The sequence below is a fragment of the Sphingobium xenophagum genome, assembly GCF_031457465.1.
In the GTDB taxonomy this organism is placed as follows: domain Bacteria; phylum Pseudomonadota; class Alphaproteobacteria; order Sphingomonadales; family Sphingomonadaceae; genus Sphingobium; species Sphingobium xenophagum_A.
This window is the reverse complement of sequence record NZ_JAVDWV010000002.1, coordinates 209,266-224,309: the sequence shown is the minus strand read 5'-3', so window position 1 is coordinate 224,309 and position 15,044 is coordinate 209,266. Positions and strand designations below refer to the sequence as shown.

The window sequence follows — 15,044 nt, the reverse complement described above, 5'->3', positions numbered from 1 at the left end:
TGGCCGCCTCTTCGCGATCCTGCTGCTGACCGTGATGCTGGAATTTGCCGTAGGCACGCTCATTTACGAGCGGGCGAGCCAGATATCGCTTCAGGATGACGAAGCGCGTCGATTGGCCGAACATCTGGTCATCGCCCGCAAATTGCTGACCGAGCAGCCGCCCAATGAGCGACGCGCAATGGGCGTCCGCCTGACCACCGATCGTTATGACGTTCACTGGTCCGCAGCAGCGCCGCCACCGCCGCCGCTGTCGCCCGAACTGGAACGGATGCGCCAGCAGATTATCGAATGGGAGCCGTCGCTGGAACGATCGCGCCTGTGGCTGCGTCTGACGTCGCCCAGCCGCCATTCGGAAATCAACGGTGGCTTGCAATTGCCCGATGGTAGTTGGCTTTACTTCGGCATGCATCATGGCGGCGGCAAATGGGCCTTTACCATCGGCCGGATGGGACTGGCGCTGATCCCAGTTTTGGCTTTGCTGATCGCTGGCTGGATATTGATAAGGCGGACATTGGCCCCCTTACGCGAACTGACGCGCGCAACCGAAAAGATCGGCCTGGGTTCCGAAGTGATCCTGCCGGAGGCCGGGACCAGCGACGTGCGCGATCTGATCCGGGCCTTCAATGCAATGCAGACCCGCATTCATCGGCTGATCACGGAACGTACCGAAACATTGGCGGCCGTGGGCCACGATCTGCGCACCCCTCTCTCGCGCCTGCAATTGCGTCTGGAAACCGTACAGCAAGATGATGTCCGCGACGCCATGGACGGCGATCTGGAAGAAATGGGCGCCATGATCGAATCGCTGCTCGATTTCCTGGGCGGGGAGAAGAATCCAGAGCCTGCGGTGCGAGCGGATCTGGCGGTTACGATTGCGACCGTGGTCGATGCCTTCCAGGATCATGGGCAGGATGTGGACTATAGCGGGCCGGACCATCTGGAAATGGAGATACACGCGCTGTCGCTCCGCCGCGCGATACGCAATCTTATCGAAAATGCGCTTCACTATGGCCAGCGGGCCCGCGTCTCGTTGCTGCGTGTCGGGGACGAAGTGTTGATCCGCATTGATGATGACGGGCCGGGCATTCCGCGCGACCAGATCGGTGCGGTACTCAAACCCTTCGCCCGGCTTGATACGGCGCGCCAGCGCAATACGCGCGGACTCGGCCTTGGCCTGGCCATCGTGCAAAAAGCCGTCGATCTGGAGCGTGGACAGTTAACCCTTGTCAACCGGCCCGAAGGCGGCCTGCGCGCGGAAATCTGCTTGCCGCGGCCCAAGGGGCGGCGCTGACGCCACTCTATCGCGCGGCGCAACTATCCCCTTCGCCAGCGATCAGATCAAGACAACGCCCGTCAATCTCGTTCTTTGCGATGGGCAGACCGATGAGCGCTGCCAGACTGGGCAGGATGTCTACCGTCTCCACGCCTAAGGGCTGCTCGAATCCGCGCATGTCCTTGCGCCAGAACAGGATCGGCACGCGGCGATCTATATCCCATGGACTGCCATGGGTAGCGACTGATCCCATGACAGCCTGTTCGGGGATGGACATGACTCGCGCCTTGAGCAGTAGCAGCAAATCGCCTGATCGCGTCGGATCGAAGCTGGCGCGGGCCTTTTGCATCAGGGTCCAGTTTTCGGGTGGACCGGCAGGGGAGGGGGTGGCGGCGATTTCGGCCTTGGTGAAGATCGCGGCCACCTGCGGGTGACCGCGCAGCAGGGCAAGCGTCTCTGCCTCCACCTTGCCGCGCTGCGCAGAAGTCAGCCCTTTGTCGAAATACAAGTCGCCAGATGGCCCATCGCCCCAGAGCACCGTCTTTCCTGCCAGTCCGGCGCGTTGCGCAACAGCAGCGTTGAGTGCTTTGGGGGTCAGCGCCGTGTCGACGCGGCTTTCCATGGGCATGGCATTGAGGCGATGCCTTTCGGGTAGGTCATGCCCGCCATGATCCGCGGTCAGCACCACGACATAGTCGATGCCGTCCTTGTCCAAGCGATCGAAAAAGGCGCCCAGTTCACGGTCCAACCGATCGACCTGGATACAGGTTTCTGTGCCTTCGGTGCCATAGCTATGGCCGATATAGTCGGTAGCGGATAATCCGATGGAGATGATGTCGGTCTGAGCCTGCTGCCCCAGCGCCATGGTTTCGATGGCAGCGGCCGCAAAGGCCAGAGTCATGGCATCCTGTTCGGGTGAAATGCGAAAGCTCTTATAGTCGCCCGCCGCGCGCGCGAAACGGCCTGTGCCGACGTTGCGGTCGCCCGCACGCACCGCAAAATCCTTGGCCGCGCATTGCGCAGGCAGGTCGAAGCCGGGATTGGTCTGGGCAAGCTGCCGGGCCATCACTTCATTGACCTTGGCAACCAGCGGCGGGGTGGCGACGCCTTTGTAACTGACATAGCCCTGCGGCCCGCCAAGCCACCACACTTGGTCTGCGGTCGGCCCGCCCATCATGATAGCGGCCCGATCCTTGCCGGAAATCGACACCACGCGCGTCGCCGAATTGGCGGCTTTCATGCGTCCGCCCAATGTCGGCACTTTAAGATGTACAGGCGACGCGACATAGGCGTCGCTGCTGCTGCCCGGCTGAGCTTCGTCCTCGGCGCAGTAGATCGCCTTATCCGGGCGGGCGGCGTTCAGGTCGAACCAGCTATTGGCGATGATGCCCGTGCGCGACGGGCGGCTGCCGGTCAGGATGGTGCTGTGGCCGGGGCAGGTTTCCGTCGCGGCATGGCTCTGAAAGCCGTTGGGGAAGACGGCACCCAGGGTCAGTCGCTTGAGACCGCCGCTATAATATTGGCGATATTCGCTGAACAGGTCGGCGGAAAACTGATCGACGCTGATCGCGACGATGAGTTTTGGCGGGGCGGCGGCTGTAGTCGGCGCTGGCGTCTGCGCCGCGATCGGCATGGCGGTGGCCAGCAGCAGGGTGGCGGCGGCTTGTCTCAACATTATCTGTACCTTCTCCAGCCTTGACGGCGAACGCCCCCGGACCTAGCCCGCTCTCACTCACGCGACCAGAGGCCCGATGCGGATTTTCCATGGCATATTGATGACGCTGGCGTTGCTGTTCGCCGCGCCCGCTGCGCTGGCCCAAGGTGCCTTCGGCGGTGGGGCACCGCATATCGCCGCGCGGCTGGTGGCCGAAAGCACGGCACCACAGCCGGGCAAGGGCACGACCATCGCCTTCGCCATGACACCCGAAGCGGGCTGGCACGGCTATTGGGAAAATCCGGGCGATGCAGGCCTGGGGATGAGCGTCGAATGGACGTTGCCGAAAGGCGTCAGCGTTGGGGCGTTGCGTTACCCCGTCCCTGAAATGCTGTTGATCTCCGGCCTGATGAACCATGTGTATGAGGGGCCTTATGGCATATTGGCGAACCTGACCGTCGCGCCGGATGTGGCAACGGGCACGCGCTTGCCCGTGCGGGTGAAGGCGCAATGGTTGGCCTGCACCGATAAAGTGTGCGTGCCTGAAAGCGGGGAAATGGCGCTCGATCTCGTGGCGGGCGAGGGACAGGCCAGCGCCGCAGATCGCGCCCGGTTCGATGCCTGGCGCACGCATTTGCCTCGGCCTTTGGGCAGTATGGCGACCTATGCCATCGCCGATGGCAAACTGCGCCTCTCCGTGCCGTTTCCGGCGGATGCACAGGCGCGCGATATCCATCTTTTTCCGCTGGCAGAGGGCCTCACCCGCTATGCGGCACCGCAGAGCATCACCCGCGATGGCGATCGTCTGCTGATCGAAACCGATGCGGGCGAAGGCGCAAAGGGCGGCAATGTTCAGGCGGTCCTGCGAACGGGCGATCATGTCGGCTTCCTGCTGACGGCACAGCCGGGCGCGGTTGCCGTATCGTCGGGCGGGGGAAAGGCGGGGGCGATCCTGGCCGCGCTCGGTGGCGCATTGCTCGGCGGCTTGCTGCTCAACATCATGCCCTGCGTCTTTCCGATCCTGGGCCTCAAAGTCATGAAACTGGCCAAGGCCGGGGGCGACGAGCGCGTGGTCCGGCGGGAAGCGCTGGCCTATACGGCTGGCGTGATCACGACCTGTCTTGTTCTCGGCGGCTTTTTGCTCGCTTTGCGCGCAGCCGGAACGGCGGCGGGCTGGGCATTCCAGTTGCAGGACCCACGCATCATTCTGGGTCTGCTGCTGCTGGTGACGCTGATCGCCTTCAACCTGGCGGGCCTTTTCGATTTTCGCGCGATCGGCAGCGGTGATCGACTGGCGGGTAAGGGCGGGCTGGCCGGGTCGTTCTGGACCGGTGCGCTGGTCGCCTTCGTGGCGACCCCCTGCACGGGGCCGTTCATGGCGGCGGCAATGGGCGCGGCGCTGCTGCTGCCGCTTGCCGCCGCGCTGGCAGTGTTCGCCGGCTTGGGGCTAGGGCTGGCGCTACCCTTCCTGCTGCTCGCCTATGTCCCAGCCCTGCGGCGGCGTTTGCCCAAGCCCGGCGCATGGATGGGGCGGCTTCAAAAAATTCTCGCCATCCCGATGTTCCTGACAGCGCTCGGCCTGGCCTGGCTATTGGGTCAGCAGCGCGGCGTTTCGGGCATGACGATCGGTCTGGCGGCGGCGCTTTCGCTTGGGCTGCTGCTGTGGTGGCTGGGCATGCGGCAGCGCGCAGGCCGGGGGGGCGGACTGATCGCGGCCTTGCTGGGCGTGGTGTTGCTTGCTGGAGCAGCGGTGGCGTTGCCAACGCAGGCCCCCACGGAAACAGTAAGCGCCAATCATATTGCCTTCGACGAGGCGCAACTGGCCAGTCTGCGCGCGGCGAATAAGCCGGTTTTCCTCTATTTCACCGCCGACTGGTGCTTGACCTGCAAGGCCAATGAAGCCGCCGCGATCGACCGGGTCGAAACGCGCGCGCGTTTCGAACAGGGTGGTGTAACGGTCATGGTTGGCGACTGGACCAATGCCGACCCGGCCATCACCCGCTTCTTGGAAGGGCAAGGCCGTTCGGGCGTCCCGCTCTACCTCTGGTATGCGCCCGGCAAAGACGCGCAAACATTGCCGCAATTGCTCAGCGTAGCGACGCTGACCGGGCTGCTACCCTGATGGCGAAGGTGCGCGCCGACCAGTTGCTCGTCGATCTGGGCTTGACTGAAAGCCGCGCCCGCGCACAGGCCTTGATCCTGGCAGGGCATGTCTTTCTTGGCGATCGCAAGATTGACAAGGCCGGCCAACAGGTCGTGGCGGATGCGCCGATTGAGGTGCGCGGTCGCGATCACCCTTGGGTATCGCGCGGTGGCATCAAACTCGCGCACGCGCTCGACACATTCGCCATTGATGTGACCGGCCATGTCGCGATCGACGTCGGCAGTTCGACCGGCGGTTTCACCGACGTGCTGCTGACGCAGGGCGCTGTAAAGGTCTATGCCGTGGATAGCGGCACTAACCAACTCGCCTGGAAATTGCGCTCCGACGATCGTGTGATCGTCCATGAACAGACCAGCGCGCGTATCCTGACCGACGCGCACATTCCAGAGCCTGTCGATTGCATCGTCTGCGACGCGAGTTTCATTGCCTTGTCAAAGGTGTTGGAACGGCCGATCACCTTCGCCCGTCCCGGCGCGTCGCTGGTGGCGCTGATCAAGCCCCAGTTCGAGGCGGGACGTGCGGAAGTGGGCAAAGGCGGGGTCGTTCGTGACGTAGCTATTCATGATCGCGTGTGCGAAGAAGTTCGGACATGGATCGTTGCGCAAGGCTGGACCGTTATCGGCCTGACACAAAGCCCCATTACGGGTCCGCAGGGCAATGTCGAATTTCTGATCTACGCCCGGCTTGGCGGATAAAGGCACCATGTTCGTTTCTCGCCAGTAAGTTCATCCCGCGGCAAAAGGTCATGTTGTGCCGCTTGCAAAGGCCCGCTAGCCCCCTGTCATGCGATTTCCCTTTCCCCTTGTCTTTACAGTGCTTTGCCTGGCCGGTTGCGGCGGCGAAAAGGCACCCCAACCGCGCGCTGTCCCGTTGGTCGAGGCAGCGCCCGTCACCAGCCGGACATTTACAGATCGCTTGGAGGCAATCGGTACGGCCCTTGCCAATGAACAGGTGGTGCTATCCGCGCCGGTGACAGACCGGATCACATCAATCAATTTCGCCGATGGCGGTTTCGTCAATAAAGGGCAGGTGATCGCCACACTGGCAACGGGCCAGCAGCAGGCCGCTCTTGCCGCTGCGGAGGCGCAGGCCTTGCAGGCAAAGCAACAGTTGGAGCGGATTCAATCGCTCCAGACACGCGGTTTCGCGACGGCCTCTTCGCTCGATCAGCAACTGGCGCTTGCCAATGCGGCGCGAGCCAGCGCCGATCAGGTCCGCGCCTCAATCAGCGATAGAGTGATCCGTGCACCTTTTGCCGGTTGGGTGAGTTTACGCACGGTATCGCCAGGTGCGATCGTTTCGGCAGGCACAGCCATCGCCACCGTCAGTGACGTGTCACGCATCAAGCTGGATTTCACCATTCCTGAAACACGCCTGTCGTCAATTAGCGCCGGGCAATCCATACAGGCCATATCCGCCGCATGGCCCGACAGGCCCTATAACGGGACTATCGCGACGATTGACCCGGTGATTGACCCGGCCACGCGGGCGGTCCGCGTACGCGCTATATTACCCAACCCCGATAGGACGCTGAAACCCGGCATGTTGTTGACCGTCAGCGTCGCATCGCGCCAGCGCCAGTCGCTTGCCTTGCCCGAACTGGCGATCGTGGGTGATGGCGAAGAGCGTTTCGTGTTCCTGCTGGAAGGTCGCAAGGTGAAGCGGGTCAAGGTCGATACCGGCATTCGGCAGAGTGGGCAGGTGGAGATATTAGGCGGTTTGCAGGCCGGGCAGACGGTGGTGACGGAAGGCGTCGTGAAACTGACTGATGGGGCAACCGTTCGTCTGGCTGGCGACAAGCCCGCTGCCTCATCCAAGCCCGCAGGCTAGGGGCGCGCATCATGCAACTGTCCGACCTGTCTGTTCGCCGTCCGGTTTTTGCGGCTGTTCTCGCGATATTGCTCTGCATCATCGGGGTGGTGGGATATCTCAGCCTCTCCGTCCGGGAATATCCTGATACCGACCCGCCGATCGTGTCGGTGGAAACTGTCTACACGGGTGCAGCGGCATCCGTGGTGGAAACGCGGATCACGCAGTTGATCGAGGATGCGGTTGCGGGCGTGCAGGGGATCAGGACGATCACCTCCCGGTCGCAGGACGGCACATCCGACATCAGCATCGAGTTCGATCCGTCGCGCGATATTGATACGGCGGCCAATGATGTACGAGACCGTGTCGGTTCAGTCGTGGAAGATCTGCCCGAAGACGCGCTTGCCCCTGAAATTCGCAAGGTTGACGCTGACGCAAGGCCAATCTTGTTTCTGGCCTTTTCTCGACCCGGCTGGACACCGATTCAACTCAGCGATTACATCGACCGCAACGTCGCGGACCGTTTTTCTGCCATCGACGGCGTGGCGCGCGTTACCATCGGCGGCGAAGCACGCCCCTCAACCCGTGTCTGGATGAACGCCGAGCGGTTGGCTGCCTTCGGTCTGACCCCGGCCGATGTCGAAAATGCCCTGCGCACGCAAAATGTCGAGCTACCGGCGGGTCGTTTTGAATCGAAGGATCAGAATCAGACATTACGAGTGGAGCGATCCTTCGCCACAACCGAGCAATTTGCCCAGTTGGTGGTCGGGCGCGGTGCCGATGGCTATCAGGTCAAGCTGGGCGATATTGCCCGGATCGAAGAAGGTGCTGAAAACCCCTATAATAGCTTCCGATCGAATGCGGGAACGGCCGTTGGCCTTGGCATCGTGCGCCAGTCCGGTGCCAACACGCTCGAAGTCGCCGACAAGGCGAAAGCGCTGGTCGAAGAGTTGCGGCCAACCTTGCCTGAAGGCATGCGGGTTGCTGTGGGGTCGGACGAATCGCTGTTCATCAGCCGGGCCATCGCCAATGTCTATGACACGCTGATCGAAGCGGCTCTGCTCGTCATTCTCGTCATCTTCCTGTTTTTGGGGTCGGTACGCGCGACCATCATTCCGGCCATCACCGTCCCCATCTGCTTGTTGTCGACCTGTGCCGTGATGTGGTTGATGGGCCTGTCGATTAACCTGCTCACTTTGCTGGCCTTCGTTTTGGCTATCGGCCTGGTGGTCGATGACGCCATTGTCGTGCTGGAGAATGTCTATCACCGCATCGAACAGGGTGAAGATCCGCTGGTCGCGGCTTATCTCGGTACCCGGCAGGTAGGTTTTGCCATTATTTCGACGACGTTGGTGGTTTGCGCGGTGTTCGTGCCGGTGATGTTCCTGGCCGGACAGACTGGTCTGTTGTTCCGTGAACTGGCGATCGCAATGACGGCCGCTATCGCTTTTTCAGGCTTCATATCGCTCAGCCTGGCCCCGATGCTCTGTTCAAAATTGCTCAACAATGCGGAACGTGGTCGTCTGGCGCGCTGGGTCGATGCGCGGTTTCAACGGATTGAGAGTAGCTATAGCAAATGGCTCGACAGGATATTGACCAAGCCGTTGCTGCCCTTGATCGGCGTGGCATTTTTCCTGGCTCTGGCGGGCGGCCTGTTCACGCTGCTGCCCAATGAACTTGCCCCGGCCGAGGATACGGGCGTCGTCGATAGCCAAGTTAGCGCACCTGAGGGCACCGGCTATGCACGCATGTTGTCCTATATGCGCAAGATCGAAGATGAATTGGCACCTTTGCGCGAGGATGGTACGCTCCAAAATCTGATCGTGCGCACGCCCAGCGGATTCGGCACGACCGATGATTTCAACGGCGGCAACGTTATCGCCTTCCTGCGGCCGTGGGAGGACCGGACGATCACCACCGCAGAGGTCGCGACCATCATCAACAGGGTGATCGCCAATCAACCCAGCGTACGTGGTAACGCGGCGCCGCGTTCGGGCCTGGGGCGAGGGCGCGGGTTGCCGGTGAACATCGTGCTGGCCGGGGCGACCTATGAAGGACTGGTGGCGGCGCGTGACCGGATAACGGCATCGGCGGTCGCCAATTATCCGGGACTGATCAACCTCGATAGCGACTATAAGGAAACGAAGCCGCAGATGCGGATTACGGTCGACCAGCAGCGGGCGGGTGATCTCGGCGTGTCAGTCAATGATGTCAGCCAGGCGCTACAAAGCCTGCTCGGCTCTCGGCGCGTAACGACCTATGTCGACCGTGGAGAAGAATATCGTGTCATCGTTCAGGCGGAAGAGGAAGGACGCGAGACGCTCGCCGACCTTGAGCGCATCAACGTCCGCACGCGCACGGGAGCCTTGGTGCCGTTATCTGCCATCGTCACGGTTCGTGAGGTTGCAGGCGCGCGCCAACTCAACCGTTTCAACAAGCTTCGCGCCATTACTCTGACCGCTGCGCTGGCACCGGGCACATCGCTCGGAGATGCACTGACTTTTCTGGAGAATGAAGCGCGACAGGCTCCTGAAGTGCTAGCCATCGGCTATCGCGGTGAAAGCCAGTCGCTGCGGGAAACGGGCGGCTCGATCTGGCTGATCTTCGGCCTGACGATTCTGATCGTCTTTCTGTTGCTTGCCGCCCAGTTTGAAAGTTTCATCCATCCCGGCGTGATCATCGCCACGGTGCCGCTGGCCGTGGCAGGCGGTGTATTCGGGTTGGTCGTTACGGGCGGCACAATCAACCTCTACAGTCAGATTGGTATCGTCATGCTGGTCGGACTGGCGGCCAAAAATGGCATTTTGATCGTCGAATTCGCCAATCAGTTGCGCGACGAAGGTATGGAAATCGGGCGAGCTATTCGCGAAGCGGCGACGCGGCGTCTGCGTCCTATCCTCATGACCTCCATCGCGACGGTCATTGGTGCGGTGCCGCTGGTGATAAGGGGCGGCGCCGGGGCTGCGGCCCGCCAGTCGATTGGCGTCGTGATCGTTTCGGGCGTGAGCCTCGCGACGCTGATCACATTGTTCCTGATTCCCATCTTCTATTCGCGCGTTGCCAAGCGCACGGTTTCGCCGCAAACCGTGGGCCGCAAGCTGGATTCGGCCCTGAAAGATTCGCCTGAACCGGCTGAATGACATCTATGGAGAAGCGTTGCCGATGAACGAGATCGCGTCCCCCGGCCAGTTGCGCCTCGCCTATCTGCGCTGGGCGTTGTTTACTGTACCGGCGATCGTTCTTCTGGGCTTCCTGTCGGGGCGGCTGGCCAATAGCGGCTATGGCAATCGTTGGTTTGACGCGCTGGAAAAGCCCGCGCTGATGCCGCCCGGCTGGCTGTTCGGCGTTGCCTGGACAAGCCTCTATGTGCTGATGGGCCTCGCGCTGGCGATTGTCCTGCATGCGCGCGGTGCCAAGGGGCGCGGACCGGCAATCGCGCTTTTCCTGGTCCAGTTGTTTATGAACCTTGCCTGGTCACCGCTCTTTTTTCGCGCGCATCAGGTCGGCAGCGCATTGGTGCTGATACTCGCGCTGATCGTGGTTGTTGCGGTAACCGCCTGGCTTTTTGCGCGGATACGCCGTGTCGCCGGTTTGCTGCTGCTCCCCTATCTGGCGTGGCTCGCCTTCGCCTCCTTCCTCAATTATGAGATCGGGCGGCTCAATCCCGATGCGGAGACCCTTGTCGCACCGGCGCTTAGCACCCAGATATGATTTTTGGCGCGGGTTTCATCGCGCTGCCGCAAAGGATAAGAACAATGCAGAGCGAAAACCGCTTTTTCGACGATCTGGCCAAGCTGGTGAACGGCGCCGCCGGTACGGTTGCGGGCATGAGCCGCGAGTTCGAAGCCAATGCGCGCGAGAAAGCCAAGGAATGGATTGGCGGCATGGAGTTCGTGTCGCGCGACGAATTTGATGCGGTCAAGGCCATGGCTGCTGCTGCGCGCGAAGAGGTCGAATTGCTGAAAGGCCGGCTCGACGCGCTGGAGGGGCGGGCCTCCGAACCCGTCACCAAGACGGTTAAGGCCAACAAGCCCAAGGGAAGCGACGCGCTCTGATCCTGTCTGTCCTTTCGCCTTATGCGGTGTTAAGGCGCGGCGATGATGGATAGTGACGAGTTTGAACATGGTGGTCAGGAGGCCGCCCCGATCGATATGCTGGCGGCCTTTTACGAGGCGCACGGCTGGAGCTACGAGCAGGTTGGCGAGGATGAGATCGTCGCCAACACCCAGGGGTCGTGGGCGCAATATGAATTGCGCGGCATCTGGCGCGATGAAGACCAAGTGTTGCAGTTGCTGGCCATGCCCGACATCCGCGTTACGGATGAGAAGCGCAGCGTCATTTATGAAACGCTGGGCCTGATCAACGAACAGCTTTGGCTCGGTCATTTCGAACTCTGGTCCTCCAGCGGCATCATCCTTTTCCGTCATGGCGCGCTGCTGGGCGCAGGTGGCACGCTGACGCTCGACCAAGCGCAACTGCTGGTTGAAACGGCGATCGACGAATGCGAACGCTTCTATCCCGTGTTCCAGTTCGTGTTGTGGGGCGGCAAATCGCCGTCGGAGGCGATTTCCGCCAGCCTGATCGAAACGCGCGGCGAAGCCTGAGTCGATGCCGATGACACTCTGGCCCGACCATCTCTTTCTTGTCGGTTGCGGCAATATGGCGGGGCAGATGCTGTCGCGCTGGCTCACATGCGGTCTTGATCCTGCGCGCGTTACCGTCTTGCGTCCGAGTGGCAAGGCGGTGGCGGATGGCGTGACGGTGATGACGGATTATCCCGCCGCTTTGCCCGCGGGGGCCACCGTGCTGCTCGGCATGAAGCCCTATCAGATTAGCGATGTGGCGGAAGCACTTGCGCCACTATGCGCGGCTGATACGAGGATCGTGTCAATTCTGGCGGGCACGCTTTTGGCGGACCTGCGCGCGCGTTTTCCGCAGGTTCGGGACATCGTACGCGCCATGCCCAATCTACCCGTCGGACTAGGGGAGGGCGCGACTGCGCTTTTCACCGATAGCCGCACTGCACCCCAGGCAAGGGAAGCCGTCGATACCCTTATCTGCCCGTTGGGCCTTGCCGAATGGGTGGCAGACGAAGCGTTGTTCAACCAGGTCACTGCTTTGTCCGGCTGTGGCCCTGCTTTCGTATTCCGCTTCATCGACGCGCTGGCGCAGGCAGGTGAAGCCCTGGGCATTCCCGCCGATCAGGCCGCGCGCATGGCACTGGCGACGGTGCAGGGTTCGGCCACCATGGCGGCCCGCGCCGGCGATAGTCCTGGCCAGTTGGCGGATCGGGTGGCCAGCCCCGGCGGTATGACGCGGGAGGGATTGAATGTCCTCGACGCCGACGATCGGCTGTTCAGGCTGCTGATCGACACATTGACGGCGGCGCGGGATCGCGGCGAAGCGATGGGGCGGGGGGAATAGGCTGGTTCCGGCACGAACGGATTTGCGCTAGGGCATGTCTCCCTTGTTTGGAGCTTTCCCATGCTGTCGCCCGATACCCCCATCCTGCTGCTGACCACCGGCGGGACGATCGACAAAGTCTATTTCGATGCGCTGTCCGACTATCAGGTGGGCGAAACGGTGATGGCCAAGCTGCTGGACGTGGCACGGGTCAAGCGGCCGTTTCGGATCGAGGAAGTGACCCGCAAGGATAGTCTGGAACTGGACGATCGCGATCGCGCGCTCATCTATGCGCGGATCGCCGCTGCGGCGGAAAAGCATATCGTCATCACCCACGGCACCGACACGATGACCGATACCGCAAAGGCGCTGGCGGGCATCGAGGGCAAGACGATCGTCCTCGTTGGTGCGCTCGCACCGGCGCGCTTTGGGGAGAGCGATGCGAGCTTCAACCTCGGTATGGCCTTTGCCACCGCGCAGGTGGCGGAACCCGGCGTTTACATCACCATGAGCGGATCGGTGTTCCGTGCCGACCAAGTGATCAAGGACCGCGCCAAAGGTGCCTTCGTGTCGATACCGACCTGACAGCCATGGTCTTTCGGGTTGGTTTACGGCGCAGTCGAGGCGTTTACATCGACGATATACACAGGATCAGGACCAGAATGATGCGTCACAGGATTGCCGCTACCCTAGCCCTCTCTCTTTTTGCGACACCTTTGGTGGCGCAGGCTTCGGATATTTCCACCCATGTTCTCGATCTGGCGCAGGGCGTGGGTGGGGCCGACATCCCGGCGACGCTGGAGCGCAAGGATGCGGCGGGCAACTGGACCCGCGTCGCCACGGCGCGCACCGATGGCAATGGTCGCATCCGCAGCTTTGGCGAAGGAATCGATACGCCGCCCGGCATCTATCGCATCAGTTTCGACATGACGGCCTATGCAGGATCGGCGGCGAAGCCATTTTTCCCGGAAATCAGCGTCACGTTCCGCGCCGACGAGGCAAAGGCCCATTATCATGTGCCGGTCGTCGTCAGCCCCTATGGCTATAGCAGCTATCGCGGCAATTGATTGGCCCGGACGAGGAAGGGGCGCCCCGATGATATCGGGACGCCCCTTTTTTCTTCAGCCTGCCGTTATCGGCTCAAGCCAAGCCAAGCCGATCAGCCCTCGACCTTGGCATATTTGGGCGCGGCTTCGTTGAGGATCGCGAGAATCTTCTTGAGCGCGGTGGGTTCGTCGGTTTCTTCCATCGCGGCCAGCTCGCGGGCGAGACGGCTGGAGGCCGCTTCGAAGATCTGACGCTCGGAATAGCTCTGTTCGGGCTGGTCGTCGGCCCGGAACAGGTCGCGGGTCACTTCGGCGATCGACACCAGGTCGCCCGAATTGATCTTCGCTTCATATTCCTGCGCGCGGCGCGACCACATGGTGCGCTTGACCTTGGGCTTGCCCTTGAGCGTTTCCATCGATTCTTCGAGCGTCTTGTTGGACGACAGCTTGCGCATACCGACGCCTTCGGCCTTGTTGGTCGGTACGCGGAGCGTCATGCGCTCTTTTTCGAAACGGAGCACGTACAGCTCCAGATCCATGCCTGCAATCTGCTCTTTCTGCAGCTCGATTACACGGCCTACGCCATGCTTGGGATAAACGACATAATCACCAACGTCAAAGGACAGCGCTTTGGCAGCCATTTGCAACCTTTCCAATTCAACCGGGGAACGGGGCCGACGCAGGGCACATGCGATAGGGGTCACATGCAGGGAAGACCGCGACACCACCGTCAAGACATGAAGCTAATACTCCAGGGGCGAGCGCATATGCCCGTCCGTTGTGACGGCTTTTAGCAGATTCGTAACAAAATTACCACCCCCGGACATAAAGGGCGGGCGTGTGGCGCAAAATGGGACGGTGAAGGCGGCGATGGCGCGCCTGTCAGCTACCCGTGCCGGGTTCTGGCGAGAAGAACTGTTCCAACTTGTTCTCGACGCCCTTCATGGAGTCGGCGTCGGCCGGGGCATCGCCCTTGACCGTGATGTTGGGCCATTCGGCCGAATATTTGGTGTTCAGCTCCAGCCATTTTTCCAGGCCATTTTCGGTATCGGGCAGGATCGCTTCGGCCGGGCATTCAGGCTCGCACACGCCGCAGTCGATACATTCGCTCGGATTGATGACCAGCATATTCTCGCCCTCGTAGAAACAATCCACGGGGCAGACCTCGACGCAATCCATATATTTGCAGCGGATGCAGTTGTCGGTCACGACATAGGTCATTGTCTGGTCACTCTTGGTTGGAAAAGCGCGGTCCTGCTATGCGCAGGCACGGCCAAGGTCAATGAGGATAATGTTGCCGGGGGTTTAGGCCCGGTTTCCTGCGGCCCGACTCGAAAGTTCACACCGTTGCTGGGCTGGATTGGGCGGGGAGCGGGATGTGCGCGTGATGATGCGAATCTCGCAAAGTTCACACCGTTGCAGGGGTGCGTCGCGGGGGGCGGGGTGGACGATGGGAAAGAGCGGTGTTGGGGGAGGGTAGCATTGGATCGGGATGTAGGACAGGGCGGTGGCTTGGTAGAAGCGGAATGAGGGTGTCCTGAGCCTCACGGCGTCGCGCTGCATTAGTGCCGAGCCCCCTCTTCCAACTCCGCCTAGGTGCCTTCGGCACCGAGGCTGCGTATCCTTCTCCCCGGCGGGGAGAAGGGGAGTGGTGCGTGGGGGGCGATGGCGGACGAGTGGTATGGGTTGAGAGCC

14 protein-coding genes are annotated in these 15,044 nt (G+C 61.7%); 11 read left to right on the top strand and 3 right to left on the bottom strand.

All coding sequences use genetic code 11. The annotated features are described in order from the left end of the window. The first annotated feature begins 34 nt into the window (after positions 1-34). The gene (locus tag J2W40_RS02700; RefSeq protein ID WP_409050333.1) at positions 35-1,291 is read left to right on the top strand and encodes an ATP-binding protein; all 1,257 of its coding nucleotides are present in this window, start codon (positions 35-37) and stop codon (positions 1,289-1,291) included. Positions 1,292-1,298: 7 nt separating this feature from the next. On the opposite strand, the gene J2W40_RS02695 is transcribed toward J2W40_RS02700, so the two are convergent. Then, positions 1,299-2,948 carry an alkaline phosphatase family protein gene (locus J2W40_RS02695; protein ID WP_310221837.1) on the bottom strand — a complete coding sequence of 550 codons (1,650 nt, stop codon included), beginning with the start codon at positions 2,946-2,948 and terminating at the stop codon, positions 1,299-1,301. A gap of 76 nt (positions 2,949-3,024) precedes the next feature. Here J2W40_RS02695 and J2W40_RS02690 point away from each other — a divergent pair, with 76 nt between their 5' ends. The 10 genes from J2W40_RS02690 (at position 3,025) to uraH (ending at position 13,370) form a co-directional block, all read left to right on the top strand. Next, complete coding sequence (locus J2W40_RS02690; protein WP_310221835.1) at positions 3,025-5,049, top strand: protein-disulfide reductase DsbD family protein; 2,025 nt, start codon at positions 3,025-3,027, stop codon at positions 5,047-5,049. Next, positions 5,049-5,786 carry a TlyA family RNA methyltransferase gene (locus J2W40_RS02685; RefSeq protein ID WP_310221833.1) on the top strand — a complete coding sequence of 246 codons (738 nt, stop codon included), beginning with the start codon at positions 5,049-5,051 and terminating at the stop codon, positions 5,784-5,786. The genes J2W40_RS02690 and J2W40_RS02685 overlap by 1 nt, the downstream gene beginning before the upstream one ends. Before the next feature lie 88 nt (positions 5,787-5,874). Continuing rightward, the gene (locus J2W40_RS02680; RefSeq protein WP_310221831.1) at positions 5,875-6,921 is read left to right on the top strand and encodes an efflux RND transporter periplasmic adaptor subunit; all 1,047 of its coding nucleotides are present in this window, start codon (positions 5,875-5,877) and stop codon (positions 6,919-6,921) included. Between the two features lie 11 nt (positions 6,922-6,932). Further along, on the top strand, positions 6,933-10,040 hold the full coding sequence (locus tag J2W40_RS02675; protein ID WP_310221829.1) for an efflux RND transporter permease subunit: 3,108 nt from the start codon (positions 6,933-6,935) through the stop codon (positions 10,038-10,040). A gap of 22 nt (positions 10,041-10,062) precedes the next feature. Further along, complete coding sequence (locus tag J2W40_RS02670; RefSeq protein ID WP_310221827.1) at positions 10,063-10,611, top strand: TspO/MBR family protein; 549 nt, start codon at positions 10,063-10,065, stop codon at positions 10,609-10,611. 44 nt (positions 10,612-10,655) lie between these two features. Then, positions 10,656-10,955, top strand: a complete 300-nt coding sequence (locus tag J2W40_RS02665) for an accessory factor UbiK family protein (protein WP_310221825.1) — start codon at positions 10,656-10,658, stop codon at positions 10,953-10,955. A gap of 42 nt (positions 10,956-10,997) precedes the next feature. Then, a complete protein-coding gene (locus J2W40_RS02660) occupies positions 10,998-11,504 on the top strand; it encodes a type III secretion system chaperone family protein (RefSeq protein WP_037477312.1) in 507 nt (168 codons plus the stop codon). Between the two features lie 4 nt (positions 11,505-11,508). Continuing rightward, entirely contained in the window at positions 11,509-12,324 is an 816-nt protein-coding gene (proC, locus tag J2W40_RS02655) for a pyrroline-5-carboxylate reductase (protein WP_409050332.1), read from the top strand. Between the two features lie 60 nt (positions 12,325-12,384). Beyond that, positions 12,385-12,888 (top strand): asparaginase domain-containing protein, encoded by a 504-nt coding sequence (locus J2W40_RS02650; RefSeq protein WP_310221817.1) that lies wholly within the window; start codon positions 12,385-12,387, stop codon positions 12,886-12,888. Positions 12,889-12,965: 77 nt separating this feature from the next. Continuing rightward, entirely contained in the window at positions 12,966-13,370 is a 405-nt protein-coding gene (gene uraH / locus J2W40_RS02645; protein ID WP_310221815.1) for a hydroxyisourate hydrolase, read from the top strand. A 92-nt stretch (positions 13,371-13,462) separates the two neighbouring features. Here the strand turns inward: uraH and J2W40_RS02640 are convergent, their stop codons facing one another. Both J2W40_RS02640 and fdxA read right to left on the bottom strand, forming a co-directional pair. After that, a complete protein-coding gene (locus J2W40_RS02640; RefSeq protein WP_037477608.1) occupies positions 13,463-13,990 on the bottom strand; it encodes a CarD family transcriptional regulator in 528 nt (175 codons plus the stop codon). Positions 13,991-14,231: 241 nt separating this feature from the next. Continuing rightward, positions 14,232-14,570, bottom strand: coding sequence for a ferredoxin FdxA (gene fdxA / locus J2W40_RS02635; RefSeq protein ID WP_310221812.1), 339 nt, complete (start codon positions 14,568-14,570; stop codon positions 14,232-14,234). Between the last annotated feature and the right edge of the window lie 474 nt (positions 14,571-15,044).

Excerpts from the sequence above, each read along its gene's own strand:
- J2W40_RS02700 (WP_409050333.1), top strand. The coding sequence starts at position 35 with ATGCTGGAATTTGCCGTAGGCACGCTCATTTACGAGCGGGCGAGCCAG.
- J2W40_RS02695 (WP_310221837.1), bottom strand. The coding sequence starts at position 2,948 with ATGTTGAGACAAGCCGCCGCCACCCTGCTGCTGGCCACCGCCATGCCG.
- J2W40_RS02690 (WP_310221835.1), top strand. The coding sequence starts at position 3,025 with ATGCGGATTTTCCATGGCATATTGATGACGCTGGCGTTGCTGTTCGCC.
- J2W40_RS02685 (WP_310221833.1), top strand. The coding sequence starts at position 5,049 with ATGGCGAAGGTGCGCGCCGACCAGTTGCTCGTCGATCTGGGCTTGACT.
- J2W40_RS02680 (WP_310221831.1), top strand. The coding sequence starts at position 5,875 with ATGCGATTTCCCTTTCCCCTTGTCTTTACAGTGCTTTGCCTGGCCGGT.
- J2W40_RS02675 (WP_310221829.1), top strand. The coding sequence starts at position 6,933 with ATGCAACTGTCCGACCTGTCTGTTCGCCGTCCGGTTTTTGCGGCTGTT.
- J2W40_RS02670 (WP_310221827.1), top strand. The coding sequence starts at position 10,063 with ATGAACGAGATCGCGTCCCCCGGCCAGTTGCGCCTCGCCTATCTGCGC.
- J2W40_RS02665 (WP_310221825.1), top strand. The coding sequence starts at position 10,656 with ATGCAGAGCGAAAACCGCTTTTTCGACGATCTGGCCAAGCTGGTGAAC.
- J2W40_RS02660 (WP_037477312.1), top strand. The coding sequence starts at position 10,998 with ATGATGGATAGTGACGAGTTTGAACATGGTGGTCAGGAGGCCGCCCCG.
- proC (WP_409050332.1), top strand. The coding sequence starts at position 11,509 with ATGCCGATGACACTCTGGCCCGACCATCTCTTTCTTGTCGGTTGCGGC.
- J2W40_RS02650 (WP_310221817.1), top strand. The coding sequence starts at position 12,385 with ATGCTGTCGCCCGATACCCCCATCCTGCTGCTGACCACCGGCGGGACG.
- uraH (WP_310221815.1), top strand. The coding sequence starts at position 12,966 with ATGATGCGTCACAGGATTGCCGCTACCCTAGCCCTCTCTCTTTTTGCG.
- J2W40_RS02640 (WP_037477608.1), bottom strand. The coding sequence starts at position 13,990 with ATGGCTGCCAAAGCGCTGTCCTTTGACGTTGGTGATTATGTCGTTTAT.
- fdxA (WP_310221812.1), bottom strand. The coding sequence starts at position 14,570 with ATGACCTATGTCGTGACCGACAACTGCATCCGCTGCAAATATATGGAT.